The sequence below is a fragment of the Martelella mediterranea genome (assembly GCF_004342225.1).
Taxonomy (GTDB): domain Bacteria; phylum Pseudomonadota; class Alphaproteobacteria; order Rhizobiales; family Rhizobiaceae; genus Martelella; species Martelella mediterranea_B.
Genome location: NZ_SMAR01000023.1, coordinates 1 through 15006 on the forward strand (window position 1 = coordinate 1; position 15006 = coordinate 15006).

At 59.7% G+C, this 15006-nt stretch carries 15 protein-coding genes; 10 read left to right on the forward strand and 5 right to left on the reverse strand.

From position 1 onward, the window contains the following. A partial coding sequence (locus tag EDC90_RS13890; protein WP_132312665.1) for an autotransporter outer membrane beta-barrel domain-containing protein occupies positions 1–753 on the forward strand: 753 nt, incomplete at its 5' end. A 448-nt stretch (positions 754–1201) separates the two neighbouring features. Here EDC90_RS13890 and EDC90_RS13895 read toward each other — a convergent pair. Then, entirely contained in the window at positions 1202–2242 is a 1041-nt protein-coding gene (locus EDC90_RS13895; protein ID WP_132312667.1) for a dipeptidase, read from the reverse strand. Positions 2243–2489: 247 nt separating this feature from the next. On the opposite strand from EDC90_RS13895, the gene EDC90_RS13900 reads away from it, so the two are divergent. The 7 genes from EDC90_RS13900 to EDC90_RS13930 all read left to right on the forward strand — a co-directional run bounded on the left by EDC90_RS13900 (position 2490) and on the right by EDC90_RS13930 (position 10114). Beyond that, on the forward strand, positions 2490–4085 hold the full coding sequence (locus tag EDC90_RS13900; protein ID WP_132312669.1) for an ABC transporter substrate-binding protein: 1596 nt from the start codon (positions 2490–2492) through the stop codon (positions 4083–4085). After that, positions 4082–5095 (forward strand): ABC transporter permease, encoded by a 1014-nt coding sequence (locus EDC90_RS13905; RefSeq protein ID WP_245511058.1) that lies wholly within the window; start codon positions 4082–4084, stop codon positions 5093–5095. Before EDC90_RS13900 ends, EDC90_RS13905 begins: the two co-directional genes overlap by 4 nt. A gap of 1 nt (position 5096) precedes the next feature. Continuing rightward, positions 5097–5996, forward strand: coding sequence for an ABC transporter permease (locus tag EDC90_RS13910; RefSeq protein WP_132312671.1), 900 nt, complete (start codon positions 5097–5099; stop codon positions 5994–5996). Positions 5997–5999: 3 nt separating this feature from the next. Further along, the gene (locus EDC90_RS13915) at positions 6000–6833 is read left to right on the forward strand and encodes an ABC transporter ATP-binding protein (protein ID WP_132312673.1); all 834 of its coding nucleotides are present in this window, start codon (positions 6000–6002) and stop codon (positions 6831–6833) included. Next, positions 6830–7594, forward strand: a complete 765-nt coding sequence (locus EDC90_RS13920) for an ABC transporter ATP-binding protein (protein ID WP_132312675.1) — start codon at positions 6830–6832, stop codon at positions 7592–7594. Before EDC90_RS13915 ends, EDC90_RS13920 begins: the two co-directional genes overlap by 4 nt. 22 nt (positions 7595–7616) lie before the next feature. Then, positions 7617–9122: a serine hydrolase domain-containing protein gene (locus EDC90_RS13925; protein WP_132312677.1), complete on the forward strand. Its 1506-nt coding sequence runs from the start codon at positions 7617–7619 to the stop codon at positions 9120–9122. Between the two features lie 98 nt (positions 9123–9220). Next, the gene (locus EDC90_RS13930; protein ID WP_132312679.1) at positions 9221–10114 is read left to right on the forward strand and encodes a LysR family transcriptional regulator; all 894 of its coding nucleotides are present in this window, start codon (positions 9221–9223) and stop codon (positions 10112–10114) included. A gap of 17 nt (positions 10115–10131) precedes the next feature. Here EDC90_RS13930 and EDC90_RS13935 read toward each other — a convergent pair whose 3' ends face one another. The 4 genes from EDC90_RS13935 to EDC90_RS13950 form a co-directional block, all read right to left on the reverse strand. Continuing rightward, positions 10132–10998 carry a D-amino-acid transaminase gene (locus tag EDC90_RS13935; RefSeq protein WP_132312681.1) on the reverse strand — a complete coding sequence of 289 codons (867 nt, stop codon included), beginning with the start codon at positions 10996–10998 and terminating at the stop codon, positions 10132–10134. A 34-nt stretch (positions 10999–11032) separates the two neighbouring features. Next, a complete protein-coding gene (locus EDC90_RS13940; protein ID WP_132312683.1) occupies positions 11033–12076 on the reverse strand; it encodes a P1 family peptidase in 1044 nt (347 codons plus the stop codon). A 220-nt stretch (positions 12077–12296) separates the two neighbouring features. Further along, positions 12297–12515, reverse strand: coding sequence for a leucine zipper domain-containing protein (locus tag EDC90_RS13945; protein WP_432420010.1), 219 nt, complete (start codon positions 12513–12515; stop codon positions 12297–12299). Positions 12516–12753: 238 nt separating this feature from the next. Next, the gene (locus EDC90_RS13950) at positions 12754–13224 is read right to left on the reverse strand and encodes an RrF2 family transcriptional regulator (RefSeq protein ID WP_132312685.1); all 471 of its coding nucleotides are present in this window, start codon (positions 13222–13224) and stop codon (positions 12754–12756) included. A 134-nt stretch (positions 13225–13358) separates the two neighbouring features. Here EDC90_RS13950 and EDC90_RS13955 point away from each other — a divergent pair, with 134 nt between their 5' ends. Continuing rightward, positions 13359–14288 (forward strand): NAD(P)/FAD-dependent oxidoreductase, encoded by a 930-nt coding sequence (locus EDC90_RS13955; RefSeq protein ID WP_132312687.1) that lies wholly within the window; start codon positions 13359–13361, stop codon positions 14286–14288. Continuing rightward, on the forward strand, positions 14288–14911 hold the full coding sequence (locus EDC90_RS13960; protein ID WP_132312689.1) for a class I SAM-dependent methyltransferase: 624 nt from the start codon (positions 14288–14290) through the stop codon (positions 14909–14911). Before EDC90_RS13955 ends, EDC90_RS13960 begins: the two co-directional genes overlap by 1 nt. The last annotated feature ends 95 nt before the right edge of the window (positions 14912–15006 follow it).

Sequence of the window (15006 nt, forward strand, 5' to 3'; positions counted from 1 at the left end):
GGCTTTATTGCCGGTTTTGACGGTGCTTTGAGCGAAAACTGGCGGGTCGGCGCTCTGGCGGGCTATGGCTACACTTCGTTCGACAACGATCAGAATGCCTCGGGCAACGCCAACGCCTATATGCTCGGCGCCTATGCAGGCGGTCAGTGGGATCTTTCAGGCAGTACGGGCTGGGCGTTACGTTCTGGCCTTGCCTACACCTGGAATACACCCGAGGTCGACAGAACAATCAGTTTTGGCAGTTTCTACGATCAATTGAACGGCAGCTACGACGCCAATACGTTCCAGGCTTTCGGTGAGGTTGCTTTCCAGTATCAGCCTGCGGATCAGGTGCAGCTTGAGCCTTACGCAAACCTGTCCTACGTCAATCTCAACACCAGCAGCTTCAGCGAAAGCGGCGCAACGGCCGCTGCATTAGGCGTTCAATCGGATACGATGAATACGTATTTCAGCACCTTGGGTATGCGTGCTTCGACAGGTTTTGACATCGCAACGACCAAGGCAGAAGCCTATCTCGATGCAGGTTGGCGTCATGCCTATGGCGACATTGATCCGACATCAACGGCCGCACTGACAGGTTCGTCACCGTTTACCGTAAACGGCGTTCCGGTGGCCAGGGACACGGCAGTCATCGGTGTCGGAATGGATTTCAATGTCAACGAAATGACCTCAATCGGACTTGGATATGAAGGCCAGTTCGGTGACGGCTATACGCAGAACAGTGCAACGGCCCGGTTGGACATCCGGTTCTGATCAAGCTGATCACCCGAAAAATGATAAAAAAAGAACACGGCCCGGCATTGTCCGGGTCGTGTTCTTTGCGCCCATCAAGGCCGATTGCGACACCACACAAAATCGGTCAATTCGAAATACATAGTGCACTGATGCGATCATGCGTTCGCATCTTGATCAGATGCAAGAACATGGCTTCATATCTCAAATCGTGTGGATTCTTCTGAACCCTGCCAATCGCCTTCAACTGGAAGCGATCGTGTCGGATCACAATCGTCCGCTCAAACACGAAATGGTTCGGGAAATTATGAACAGGGTGAGTAGATGGTTATTGGATCCGGTCTCACGCTGGCAACAAAAACCACAATGACAACCGGACCTTGTCGCAATAGCAACTCCGCGTTCCTGATGGCGTCAAGAACGCTTGCATCAGCGCCGGTGGCTGGCGAAACGGAAGCCGCCGGGATACCTATTCTCCCCAGCTGGTTCCGAGGACCCGGAGCCAGTTCTCGTGCGTGACCTTTGCAATGGCTTCATCGTCATAACCGCGGGCCTTCAGCCCGTCGATGATCAGGCGAACGCCGCGGCAATCCTTCATGACAGCGGGGATTGTGGTGCCGTCGAAATCAGAACCGAGGGCGATGTGGTCGATACCGATGCGGTTGGCGACATAGTCGATATGATCGAGCATGGGCCCGACGCCGACCGACGTGTCCTTGATGCCATCCCTGTTCAGAAACAGGACGCCGAAATTGATGCCGATCAGGCCGCCGGTTTCGCCGATGGCATCGAGCTGACGATCCGTGGCGTTGCGGGAATGATGGCACAGGGCATGGGCGTTCGAATGGGAGGCGACCAGGGGCGCATCGGAAATGGCCGCAATGTCCCAGAAGCCCTTCTCGTTCATGTGCGACAGATCGACCATGATCTTCAGCTCATTGCAGGCGCGAATGAGCGCTTTGCCGGCATCCGTCAGTCCCGGACCGATATCCGGGCCGGAGGGAAACCGGAACGGAACGCCGAAGGCGAAGGCGTTGGGCCGGCTCCAGACGGGGCCAAGCGTGCGCAGACCCGCCTGATGCAAAACGTAAAGCGCGTCAAGATCATTGTCGATGGCCTCGGCGCCCTCAATATGAAAGACGGCAGCGAATGAACCTTCTGCGATGGCGCGGCGAAGATCCGCGCCCGTGCGACAGACTGTCACGTCACCGCCGGACCGGCGCTCGATGTCGAACAGCAGATGTGCCATGGCCATGGTTTCATTGAGCGCCTCGGGCTGCGCCGGGGTCGGAAAGTTTCCGTCGGCGTCCTTTTCCCGGCTGGGTGAGGGGATATACAGCGCGCAGAGGCCACCGGCGAAGCCAGCCTCACGCGCACGCGGCAGATCGATGTGACCTTCGTCATCCCCGTTCAGAAACGCTTTCGCCGGATCCTCCTTCTTCGAACGGCGCAAGCGCAGAAGTACGTCATTGTGCCCGTCGAAAACAGGCGTGTCTGAAAAAGGGGGCATCAATCTTGTCCTGGGAAAACGGTCGGAAGGGGTGGAAACAGGCTTTCCAGCGGAAAGCCGGCATTTTATGACGCCTCTCTGCCGAAGAACAAATGCAAAGCCTGCATAGGACCTGCAAAAAACGGAATTGGTCAGGCCGACGATGCCCTGATAACAGCAATATTGACTGTCTGCTAAAAAAATAAGCAACCAATTGGCTTTAGCGACATCCAGCTCGCTGGCACCACATTGAAAGGGAACAATTCAGATGATTTCCAGACGACAACTCCTGATCGGCAGCGCCGTCGTGCCTGTCCTCTCCTACCTCGACCTGACACAGGCCTTTGCCGACACGCCCAAGGATATTCTGGTTGTTGCCCAGCAACTCGACAACATCACCACGCTGGATCCGCATGCCAATTATGAGTCTCTGGCAGGCGAAATCTGCACCAATCTCTACCAGAATCTGATCGTTCCGGATCCAGAGGACTCGTCCAAGATCGAGCCGGTCATTGCAGAAAGCTGGAGTGTCGATGACAGCGGCAAGGTTTTCACTTTCAAGCTGGCTGATACAACCTTTTCGACCGGCAACCCTGTAACGGCTGAAGATGTGGCCTATTCGCTGCAGCGTGCCATCAAGATCAATGGCGGCGCGGCGTTCATTATCGGCCAGTTCGGCTTTACACCGGAAAATGTCGAACAGACCATCGTTGCCGTCGATGACAAGACCGTGACCCTGACGACAGCAGAACCGACCGCGATTTCGTTCCTGCTTTATTGCCTGTCGGCCAGTGTCGGTGCGATTGTCGAAAAGGCCGTTGTCGAAGCGCATGTCGAAGGCGATGACATGGGCAAGGGCTGGCTGAACAAGAACAGCGCCGGTTCCGGCCCGTTTGTCCTGCAGGCCTGGAAGCCAAGTGAAGCGATTTCGCTCACGGTCAATGAATACGGCCCCTATAAGGGCAACATCACGCGCATCCTGGTGCGCCACGTTGCCGATCCGTCCTCGCAGCTCCTGATGCTGCAGAAGGGCGATGTCGACATTGCCCGCAATCTGACGAGTGAACAGCTGAAGCAGGTCGAAGGCGTCGACGGTTTCAATATGATCCGTCAGGAAGTTGCCGCGCTGATGCTGATTTCGCTTAATCAGGACAATGAATATCTGTCGAAACCGGAAGTCTGGCAGGCCATCAAATGGGCGCTCGATTATGAGGGCATGCAGAAGAACATCGTCCCGATGACCTATGCCGTGCATCAGAGCTTCGAGCCATCGGGCATTCCGGGCGCTGTTACCGAAAACCCGTTCCGTCAGGATATCGACAAGGCCAAGGCGCTGATGGAAAAGGCCGGTCTTGGCGACGGTTTCGAGATCACCATGGACCATTATTCCAACCAGCCCTATCCGGATATTGCTCAGGCGGTTCAGGCGAGCCTTGGCGAGATCGGCATCAAGGTCAACCTGCTCGCTGGCGAAAACCGTCAGGTGCTGACCAAGATGCGCGCCCGTCAGCACCAGATGGCCATGTCGTCCTGGGGTACGGACTACTTCGATCCGAACTCGAACGCCGAAGTTTTCTGCATCAACGAAGACAATTCCGACGATGCCAAAGATCGTCCCTTCATCTGGCGTTCGCATTTCCAGAACGACGATTTCGCCGCTCGCGCCAAGGCCGCCCGCGACGAGAAGGATCCGGCAAAGCGGCTGGAACTCTATGAATCCCTGCAGAAGGATTACATGGAAAACAGCCCCTTCGCCTTCATGTTCCAGAAGACCGATACGGCTGTCTGCCGCACGGATGTGCATGGCTTCCGCCTTCAGGTCTTCTCCTCGTCGAACACCTACCAGGAGACCACGAAGTCGTGAGAGGTTTTCTGAAGGGCTTTTCCGGCACTCTGGGCAGCGTCATCGTGACGCTGTTCGGACTGACGGTCGTTACCTTCCTGATCGGCCGGGTTATGCCGGTCGATCCGGTCATTGCCGCTGTTGGCGACAACGCACCGCAATCCGTCGTCGAGCAGACCCGGATCGCCATGGGGCTGGACAAGCCTCTGCCTGTGCAATTTGCCGACTATCTGTGGCAGCTGCTGCATGGCAATCTGGGCATGTCGATCCTGACCAAGAACCCGGTCACGCATGACATCGCCCACTATTTTCCGGCAACTTTCGAGCTGGCCACATACGCGCTCATCCTGTCGATGCTCATAGGGGTTCCGCTTGGCGTCTGGGCCGCCGTGCGCCAGGGCAGCGTCACTGATCAGGTCATACGCATCGTCTGCTTTGCAGGGCATTCGATCCCGGTGTTTCTTCTGGCGCTGATCTCGCTGATCGTTTTTTACAAGGCACTGGGCATCGCGCCGGGGCCGGGGCGTCAGGGCATCATCTATGATGGCATGGTTCCGGTTAAAACCGGTCTTCTGACGATCGATTCTCTTTTGGCCGGCGATACAGGCGCCTTCTGGGACGCGGTCGCGCATCTGACGCAGCCGGTCTGCATCCTCGCCTATTTCTCGATGGCCTATGTCGCCCGCATGACCCGCGCCTTCATGATCGATGCGCTGAAGGGCGAATTCGTCATCACCGCACGGGCCAAGGGGCTGCCGTTGCGCTCGGTTATCTGGTCGCACGCCTTTCCGACTGTGGCTGTGCAGCTGGTCACCGTTCTGGCGCTGACCTATGCCGGTCTTCTGGAAGGTGCTGTCGTTACCGAGACAGTGTTTGCCTGGCCCGGTCTCGGCCAGTATCTGACCACGGCGCTTCTGAACGCCGATATGAATCCGGTTGTGGGCGCGACGCTCCTGATCGGTGTCATCTATGTCGGCCTGAACCTCTTTGCCGATCTCCTTTATCGCCTGCTCGATCCACGGGTCCGCTGACATGTTTGCTAAACTCAATAACTGGTTGCTCGACGAAGCACCCTCGTCGCGTCGACAGGCGAACTGGGCCAATCGCTATCGTATCTGGCTCGCGCTGAAGCATAATCCGCTTGGCATGATGGGCCTTGTGATCGTGCTCCTTTTCTTCTTCATGGCGCTTTTCGCACCGCTTTTGGCAACCCACAATCCGGCTGCTCAGAACCTCGATCTGCGTCTGGCGCCGCCCTCGGCCGAATACTGGCTGGGGACGGATGAGCTTGGCCGCGATATCTATTCGCGCATTGTCTATGGCAGCCGCGTCACGCTCGGCATGGTGGTCTCCGTGGTCATCATCGTTGCGCCAATCGGGCTCGCCATTGGTGCGATCGCCGGCTTTTTCGGCGGGATTGTTGACAAGGCGCTGATGCGGGTTACCGACGTCTTTCTCGCCTTTCCGCGGCTTATTCTGGCGCTCGCCTTCGTCGCCGCGCTGACGCCGGGTGTCGAGAGCGCCATTCTAGCCATCGCGCTGACCGCCTGGCCGCCTTATGCGCGGCTCGCCCGTGCTGATACTCTTACTGTGCGCAATTCGGATTTTATCGCCGCCTACCGGCTGACGGGCGGTTCAAACTGGCGCATCGTCTTCCGCCATATCGCGCCGCTGTGCATGCCGAATATGATCGTGCGTGTAACGCTCGATATGAGCTCGATCATCATCACGGCGGCCAGCCTCGGCTTTCTCGGCATGGGCGCGCAGCCGCCGTCGCCGGAATGGGGCGCGATGATTGCCACCGCCAAGCGTTTCATTTTCGATCAGTGGTGGGTGGCTGCGGCCCCCGGTGCGGCGATCTTCATCGTCTCGCTCGCCTTCAACTTCCTTGGCGACGCCCTTCATGACGTTCTTGATCCGAAGGGAGACTGACCCATGCTGGTGAATATTGAAAATCTGAGGATCGGTTTTCCAACCCGTTCAGGCGGCATGTCCGAGGCGGTCAAGGGCGTTTCGCTGCATCTCGGGCAGGAAAAGCTCGGCATTGTCGGAGAATCCGGCTCTGGCAAGAGCCTGACGGCCCGCGCGCTTCTGAAGCTTTTGCCGCCGCAGGCGAATGTTACGGCCGATGCGATCAGTTTCGACGGGATCGACATCCTCAAGGCGTCCGAACGCGGCATGCGGCAGATCCGCGGCAAGCGGGCCGGCTTTATTCTGCAGGACCCGAAATATTCGCTCAACCCGGTGAAGACCATCGGCTCGCAAGTGGCCGAAAGCTGGCGCTTCCATAAGGGCGGAAGCCGGCATGAAGCCCGCGAGGCCGCCATCGACCTGCTCGACAAGGTGCAGATCCGCAACCCGCGTGAGGTTGCCAAATCCTATCCGCACGAGGTGTCTGGCGGCATGGGCCAGCGCGTGATGATTGCGATGATGCTGGCCCCCGATCCGGAACTGCTGATTGCTGACGAGCCGACCTCCGCCCTCGATGCCACGGTTCAGGCCGAAATCATGCGGCTGATCGACGAACTCGTGTCCGAGCGCGGCATGGGTCTGATCATGATCAGCCACGATCTGCCCCTGGTCTCCCATTTCTGCGACCGTGTGGCGGTGATGTATGCCGGCCATATCGTCGAGGAGCTTCAGGCCTCCGAACTTGCCCGTGCCGAACACCCCTATACGCGCGGGCTTTTGAACTGCATGCCGTCGCTGATACATCCGCGCGATGAGCTGCCTGTCCTTAAGCGCGATCCGGAGTGGCTGAAATCATGATCGACATCGATGTTGAAAATCTGAGCATCGCCTTCTCCGGCCGCGCGGCGGTGAAGGCCGTTTCCTTCCATGTTCCAGCCGGCGGCAGCTTCGGCATTGTCGGCGAATCCGGTTCAGGCAAATCAACGGTGCTGCGGGCGCTCGCCGGTCTCAACCAGCACTGGGAAGGACAGATTTCCTTTGGCGGAGAACCTGTCGGGGCAAAGCGCGACCGCGCCTTTTTCCGTCAGGCGCAGATGGTCTTTCAGGACCCCTACGGCTCGCTGCACCCAAGGCAAACGGTCGACCGCATTTTGAGCGAACTGCCGCTGGTGCACGGCATGGATCGGATTGATGACCGGATCGCCCGCGCGCTCGACGATGTGGCCTTGCCACAGTCGGTGCGATTCCGCTTTCCGCACCAGCTCTCCGGCGGCCAGCGGCAGCGTGTTGCCATTGCCCGCGCCCTGATCGCCGAACCGCAAGTGTTGCTGCTGGATGAACCGACTTCGGCGCTCGATGTTTCAGTGCAGGCGGAAATCCTCAATCTTCTCGTGGCGCTCCGGCGCGAGCACAACCTCACCTATATCATGGTCAGCCACGATCTGGCTGTGGTCTCGCATATGTGCTCTGACGTCGGTGTCATGCAAAATGGCGAAATGGTAGAGCAGGTGAGCACAGATAGGCTCCGTCTCGGCGAGGTGTCGCATCCGCACACACAGGAATTGCGCACACTCAGCGTCGAGCTTGAAGAGCCGGAAGAAAAGCCGGTCAGCGCCTGACATATCAGCAGGAATGAGGAAAATGACAGTTGTGAACTGGGATGCGGCGGAAAAAGCAGCCAAAGGCTTTTCAGCCACTTGGGGCAATGACGAGCCGGGCGGGGCGATCATCGTTTTTGATGCTTCCGGCCCGCAGATCGTGACATCCGGCGGCCTCGAAAGCCTTTCGACAAAGGCAGCATTCACACAGGATAGTGTGGTTCGTTATGCCTCGGTCACCAAACATGCCTTCGCTGCAATGGTGCTTGCCAACAGCGATGTGATTGTTCTTGATGACTCGCTGTCACGTCATCTGCCGGAATTGCAGGCGCCGCTGGCCGATGTGACGGTCGGGCAGGCACTCGATATGACCGGCGGTCTGCCCGATGTGCGCGAATGCCTGACCCTGCTCGGCCTTTCGGTTTTTACCGAAACCAAATCAGGTCCATTGCTCGATTTTCTGTCTCGGATGACCCGGCTCAACTTCGAAGCCGGTTCGGAAATCTCCTATTCCAACACCGGCTATCGTCTGGTTGAGGCGGCTCTGGAGCGCAAGGGTCTGTTCTTCCGCGACTATATTCGCGCGCAGGGTGACGCGCTCGGCATTGCGCTCGATGCGCCGGATGTCTGGAACGATCCGGTGGACGGTCTTGCGCCCGGATACTGGCATGATGGCAAGAACTGGCAGCTTTCTGCTGCGGGCCTCCATATTTCCGCTTCCGGCAGCATGACCGGCAGCGCCACGGCGCTTGCCCGTTGGGTCGGCGCACTGCTGAAGGGCGAGGGCGCTCTGGGCGGCATCTTCGACCGGATTTCCCGGTCACGGACCTTCGCTGACGGGTCCGAGACCGGATACGGTCTCGGCATCCGGCAGGTGAAGCTTGGTGGACGCACGCTCTATGGACATGGCGGCTCCCACCCTGGATACAAGAGCCATTTTCTGGTTGATCGCGAGACTGGAACCGGCATTGTCGTTGTCGCCAATCGCGAGGACGTCAACGCTTACAAGATTGCGCTGGAAACCATGGCTGCGCTCACCGGCGCGCCGCTTCCGGTGGCCAGCAGCGCCTTGCCGGATGGACTCTATGTGACCGAAACCGGTCCATGGTGGCTCGAAATCACGGGCTCGGCGCTCAACTACCTTGATAACGAAGATACGCTCTATGAACATGACGGCGATATCGTGTCGTCGCGCTCGCCGACCTCGCCGGCTTTTCTGAAGCAGGACGGCAACGACATTGTCGGCCGTATTGGCCATGCCGAGCGTCGTTTCCGCCCGGTCGCCGCGGAAACCGTTCCGGCTGATCTTTCCGGACTGTGGTTGTCCCCGGAAGGTGCGATGCTGGAGGTGGATGGCGATGCCGTTGTCATGGGGATCGGTCCCGTTCGCCAACGCATGCCGTTGACGTCACTTGGAAACGGGCGTTTTCTGTTCACACTCGTCGATGGCCCATGGACCAAGCGCATCCTTCTGCATCGCATGAGCAATGACCGGCTGGAGTTAGTCCTGAGCCGCGCCCGGATGATGGAGTATCGGCGCTTCGGCTGATCCCGGATAAACAGCCTTCCATTGCCAAAACGTGTCAAGCGTCATAGAGAAGAACGGCTCCGGCCCCCAAAAGCGGGCAGCCTCTCAGGAGACGCATCATGGAAGTAAAATGGCTTGAGGATTTTGTCGCGCTGGCGACAACACTCAACTTCTCGCGCGCGGCGGAGGAGCGGCACGTCACACAATCAGCTTTCAGCCGCCGCATCCGGCAGCTGGAAACCTGGCTCGGCACCACATTGATCGACCGTGCCACCTACCCATCACGCCTGACCGAGGCCGGTATCCGTTTCCTGCCGGTCGCAACCACCATGCTGCAGGAAATCTACGATGTCCGGAAAAGTTTTCAGGCCGAAGAGGTGGCGGCTGCGCGGCAGGTCACGCTGACGGCGTTGCATACGCTCTCCTTTACCTTTCTTCCGGCGTGGCTCAGCGCGCTGAACCGAAGGATCGGGCCGCTGACCTCGCAGGTGGTGCCGGATTCGGGCTCGCTTGAGGAAAATGTCATCTCGCTGGTCGATGGCCGTTCCGATTTCCTGCTGACCTATCAGCACCCGGTGGTGCCGATGCTGCTCGACCCGCAGGAGTTCGAATACCGCCAGCTCGGCAGCGAGACCATTTTGCCCGTCAGCGCACCTGCCGGAGATGGAACGCCGCAGCACGTCATTGAGGACGGCTGCCACTCGGTCGCCTACCAGAAGGTCTCGTTCTTCGGCCAACTCGTATCCGGAGCCCTGGCGGACCGGTTGCCCGAGGAAAACCGTGTTCATGTCGGCAGTATGTCGGTCGGCCTGAAAGCCATGGCCGCCGCGGGTTGGGGTGTCGTCTGGGTGCCCGAAAGCCTTGTCAGAGACGAGATCGCCGCCGGAACACTGGTGGAAACCGGCGACGGGGGCTGGCGTATCGAGGTGGCGATCCGTCTTTACCGCGCCCGGCAGAACCGCCGTCCGATCATCGACAGGATCTGGGACGACCTCGACGGGCCGGATGCCTGAAGACGCTCGCTTTCAGCTCAGATCGCGGTCTTGCGGGCGTGCTCAATATAGAGCTGACGCAACCGGCGATAGACCGGACCAGGCTCTCCGGTGCCAATCGCCTGTCCGTCGACCTCGACAATCGGGGCGATGAAGTTGGAGGCGCTGGTCAGGAAGATCTCTTGCGCATCCATGGCCTCTTCGAGTGTGAAGGGACGCTCCTCGATTTTCAGATCCGCCTCACGGGCCAGATCGAGAATGGCAAGACGCGTGCAACCGGGAAGCGTTACCTGACTGTTGCCGCGGGTTATGATCCTGCCGTCGCGCGTCATCACATAAGCCGTCGAGGATGCTCCCTCGGTGACATAGTCGCCGTCCAGCATCCAGGCTTCGCCGCATCCTTCGGCCTTGGCGGTACGCTTGGCCATGACCTGCGGCAACAGACAGATGGATTTGATGTCGCGGCGCGCCCAGCGCTGGTCGGGAACCGTCTTCACCCGAATGCCTTTTTCTGCGCTCGCGGCGTGCGCGATGGTCTTTTGCTGGGTAAACAGCAGAAGCGTGGGGGGCAGGTCCTCGGAATACAGAAAATCGCGATCCTCGGCGCCGCGCGTATATTGGAGATAGACAACCCCTTCGTTCAGCGCGTTTTCGGCGATCAGCTTCCTTTCAATCGCCACGATCTCATCGGTGGAGATCGGAAGCTCTCCGCCGATCTCGCGAACGCTGCGCTTGAGGCGGGTCATATGCAGGTCGCTGTCGACAAGCTTGCCGTCAAGTACGGCGGTGACCTCGTAGATCCCGTCGCCAAACAGGAAGCCGCGGTCGAAAATCGAGATATGCGCTTCGTTTTCAGGCAGAAAGGCGCCGTTGAGATAGACAATACGGGTCCGTTCACCGGACATGGGAGTTCCTTTCGGTAAAGATTGAAGGGAGGGGTCAGCCGTCGGCGGAAAGCCTGAGGGCATCGTAGAAGGAGGGGCGGGCCTTGGCGGTGTCATAGCCTTCCATCGGGACCGCCATCGCAAGCGCATTGATGATGGCTTCCTCACTGGCCTCGATGGCCGCCTCGAAAAGCGGAGACATCTTTTCGTTGGGAAGCTCCGGCGTGTCACACACTTCGCTGCGCCGCACGGGCGTGCGCCTGAGCGCCGGATGCGTGGAAAAGGCCAGGGCGTAATCGCCGGACCCGTTGGAAAGCGCGGCGCCCGTAAGTGCGAGGCCGCCGAAGCAGCGCTCGGCAAGGCGCGTCAGATTACGCGATTGCAGCGGCGCATCGGTTGCAAGGACCATGACAATGGAACCATCCTTGTCGGCAACGGCGCTGTTCTCGTAGGCCCGGCCATTGATCCGCAGGCTGCCGCCGAAATTGGCCTGAACCAGAACACCGAGGGTGAGGGTTTCGCCGGCGACCGCAAGCCGCCGCGAGGCGGTTCCGATACCGCCTTTCAGGCCGAAAGCCACCGTCCCCGTGCCTGCGCCGACAGCCCCTTCTTCCACAGCGCCGCTGCGGGCGGTCCTGATGGCGCAGATCATCTCGCTGACGCTTGGCCGCATGGCGCGGATATCGTTCAGCCGTGAATCGTTCGTTTCGCCGACGACCGCGTTGATCGAGGTGACACGCTCATTGCCCGGCTGCTCCAGCGTCCAGCCGTTGATGGCTTCAATCGCGCGGCCAACAGCGAGCGTATTGGTCAGAAGGATCGGTGTTTCGATCTCGCCAAGCTCGGCGATCTGCGTGCTGCCGGCAAACTTGCCGTAGCCATTAAGCACCTTGATACCAGCGGGGACCTTGTTGTGGAAAAGATTGTCGCCATGCGGCAGGATCGCCGTAGCGCCGGTGCGGGTCCGCGCTCCTTCGATCAGCGTTGCCTGCCCCACCAGCACCCCATCCACATCCGTGATGGCATTGAGCGGCCCGGGCTCGTAGCGCCCGAATGCGATCCCGACCGCGCGCGGTCTGATACGGTCCGGTTTTTGCATCGTTTTCCCTCGTCCTTGCGCTTTTGCCGGGGACATTATCGGGCCTTGTTCGCCGAGGATAACGCAATGTTCGAATAGTTTAAGACCGAGTTTGCAAGACAGCTTTCGGGTCGTGGCTGGCGCCATTCGCGTTAAGGTGCCTTTGCGTGCGGGCAGCGGCGCATTTTGGTTTTCAGCCGCCCGGTGTGCGCGCGACGGTCATGCGTTACCGGGCAGCGAGCTAACAAGACGACTGGGTTTGATGTGAAAACCTCGACGACTGGTCAGCCATTGCAGCGCGTCCACCCTTTCTGAAGCGCTCGACCCAACGAGACACGATCTTGTGGGAAACGGTATAGACTAAAGCCGCTTGCGCTTTCGTGAGCGCGCCAGACAGAACAGCAACAGCCATCTCCTCTCGACGCAGCGGGGTCAGTCGGGCATTCTTGTGAATGTGAATTCGGAGCCTCCGGTGAGTGCTGAAGCGTGGTAACTCCAGTCTCCTCGGTCTGCTCCGAATGGATGCACGGCGCTCTAGTGTGGTGAATTTGAAATTCGCCTCATTATTGCAGCAACCTTGATTGCGAATTCCAAATTCGAAAACCACACTAGAAACATAAACTTGCTAGTCACCCTCGTTGAATCTGACGTTCGTTCAGAGCAAGCGGAACAATGAGACGAACTTCAGATTCGGGTGACTAGTGTGAGAAAGCGTTTTTTGAACACTCGCCGGCCTCGACCTGAAGCGCGGCAAAACGCTGCTCGAAATCCTGCGCTAGGTCTTCCACCGAGATTTCGGCGAATTGCTGCAACAGCCGGCGTTCGGCCTCCTGTAGCGCAAGATCAAGCCGCGCGTCGACGGCCTTTTCCACCAGACAGTCGGCAGGTTCCGCGCCGGGGCCGATGTTGAACAAAGGCGGGCTGCCGATCGCCTCGTAGACATCGAGCAGCGATATCGCGCTCAAGGGCCGCGCCAGTTGCCAGCCGCCGCCATGGCCCTTTTCCGAGATCAGGATTTCCTTGTCCCTGAGGCCCGCCATCATGCGGCGCACCACGACAGGGTTGGTCGAAATCATCCCGGCGATCTGATCCGACGTCGCGCGCTCGACATGCCGGTCGAGATGAATCAGCACGTGCAGCATGCGGGAGAGGCGGAGATCGCGCGGCATGAAATGGGCTCCTGACTTTTCGCTGGTCTCTGTCTAGCATCCATCACGCAACAATGAAAGTTTCGTATCTTGTCATGATCCGAAGTTTCATGTAACTCATAAAAATACATAAAGGCTGAATACAGGAGCAGGCTATGGATCATGATGTTCTGATAATCGGCGGCAGTTTTGCCGGCATGTCCGCCGCCATGCAGCTGGCGCGGGCGCGAAAGGCGGTGCTGGTGCTGGATACCGGCATGCCCAGAAACCGTTTTGCTGAGGCATCGCACGGGTTTCCGGGACAGGACGGGCAAAGCCCGGCCGCGATCAAGGCGCGGTTGCGCGAAGAGCTGAGCGCCTATCCGACCGTTCGTTTTCGCGACGAGGCGGCCGTGTCAGCTCGGCGTGAGGGCAATGGTTTCCGCGTGTCTCTGGCCGACGGCGGCGCCGTCACCGCGTGGCGGATCGTCCTTGCCCATGGCGTGCGCGACAGCCTGCCGGATCTGCCCGGCCTTGCCGAGCGCTGGGGCGCAAGCGTGCTGCATTGCCCCTATTGCCACGGCTATGAGCTCGACCGGCAGCCCGTGGGCGTGCTGGCGCGCGACGAGATGGCCTTCCATCAGGCGATGTTGTTGCCCGACTGGGGGCAGACGACTTTGTTTACGGGGAGAGCATTCCAACCGACAGACGAGCAGGTTCAATCGTTGAAAAGCCGCGACGTTCAGATCGAGGAAACGCCGGTGGCGGAACTCATCGGAACCAGTCCGGCGCTTGAAGCGGTGCGGCTTGAAGACGGACGGACGGTTCCGCTTGCGGGCCTGTTCCTCGCGCCGCAGACGGCACCCTCCAGCGACATCGCAGCGCAACTGGGCTGCGACATGAAGGACGGGCCGACCGGGCCCTACGTTGCCGTCGACCAGATGCAGGCGACCACGGTTGCCGGCGTCTTTGCCGCCGGCGATCTGGCAAGCCCGATGGCGAACGCGACGGTTGCCGCAGCGGCGGGCGTGATGGCCGGCAGCGCTGCCCACCGTTCGCTGATCTTCGACCCCGATCTGAGACCGCAGAATGGGATGGCATCGTGATGCAGATGGCCGCACAGGACAAATTCTGGAACGATCTCTACTCCAGGGCCTCGCCGACCTCATCCGGAAAGCCCGGAATAGCGTTGGCCCAGTTTGCCGGTCCGCTGTCTCCCGGCGCGGCGTTGGAGCTTGGCTGCGCCAAGGGGGACGATGCCGTCTGGCTGGCAGGGCGCGGCTTTCAGGTGACGGCCGTCGATATATCCTCCGTCGTGCTGGAATATGCCGCAGAAAATGCGCGGCGCGCCGGCGTTGCGGAGCGCATGCGCTTCGAGGCGCACGATCTCGCCGCTTCCTTCCCCGAGGGCACTTACGATCTGGTGACGGCGAGCTTTCTGCATTCCCCGCACAACTGGCCGCGCACCCGGGTTCTGGCGCGCGCCGCCAGTGTGGTCAGGCCGGGCGGGCATCTGCTGATCGTCGAGCATGGCTCATACGCGCCGTGGTCATGGTCGTCGAACGAGACGCCGCTGCCCACCGCCGAGGAGACGTTCCGCGCGACGGCTCTTGTCGCCGATGACTGGCAGAGGAACTGCGTCTGCCAGATCGAGCGCGCGGCCAACGGGCCGGGCGGCCAGACAGCGCTGGTGAAGGACAATATCATCTTCCTTCAACGGATTGGCTGAGCACAGCTGCAATGGGCTCTTGGTGCGAGGAGCTCGATTGTCTATCATGACGTGAGTTCGACAAAATATTCACGTTCATGACGGGAGCTCATGCC

Coding starts and splice junctions, on each gene's coding strand:
- EDC90_RS13930 (WP_132312679.1), top strand. CDS start 9,221: ATGGAAGTAAAATGGCTTGAGGATTTTGTCGCGCTGGCGACAACACTC.
- EDC90_RS13935 (WP_132312681.1), bottom strand. CDS start 10,998: ATGTCCGGTGAACGGACCCGTATTGTCTATCTCAACGGCGCCTTTCTG.
- EDC90_RS13925 (WP_132312677.1), top strand. CDS start 7,617: ATGACAGTTGTGAACTGGGATGCGGCGGAAAAAGCAGCCAAAGGCTTT.
- EDC90_RS13940 (WP_132312683.1), bottom strand. CDS start 12,076: ATGCAAAAACCGGACCGTATCAGACCGCGCGCGGTCGGGATCGCATTC.
- EDC90_RS13895 (WP_132312667.1), bottom strand. CDS start 2,242: ATGCCCCCTTTTTCAGACACGCCTGTTTTCGACGGGCACAATGACGTA.
- EDC90_RS13910 (WP_132312671.1), top strand. CDS start 5,097: ATGTTTGCTAAACTCAATAACTGGTTGCTCGACGAAGCACCCTCGTCG.
- EDC90_RS13915 (WP_132312673.1), top strand. CDS start 6,000: ATGCTGGTGAATATTGAAAATCTGAGGATCGGTTTTCCAACCCGTTCA.
- EDC90_RS13920 (WP_132312675.1), top strand. CDS start 6,830: ATGATCGACATCGATGTTGAAAATCTGAGCATCGCCTTCTCCGGCCGC.
- EDC90_RS13950 (WP_132312685.1), bottom strand. CDS start 13,224: ATGCCGCGCGATCTCCGCCTCTCCCGCATGCTGCACGTGCTGATTCAT.
- EDC90_RS13955 (WP_132312687.1), top strand. CDS start 13,359: ATGGATCATGATGTTCTGATAATCGGCGGCAGTTTTGCCGGCATGTCC.
- EDC90_RS13960 (WP_132312689.1), top strand. CDS start 14,288: ATGCAGATGGCCGCACAGGACAAATTCTGGAACGATCTCTACTCCAGG.
- EDC90_RS13900 (WP_132312669.1), top strand. CDS start 2,490: ATGATTTCCAGACGACAACTCCTGATCGGCAGCGCCGTCGTGCCTGTC.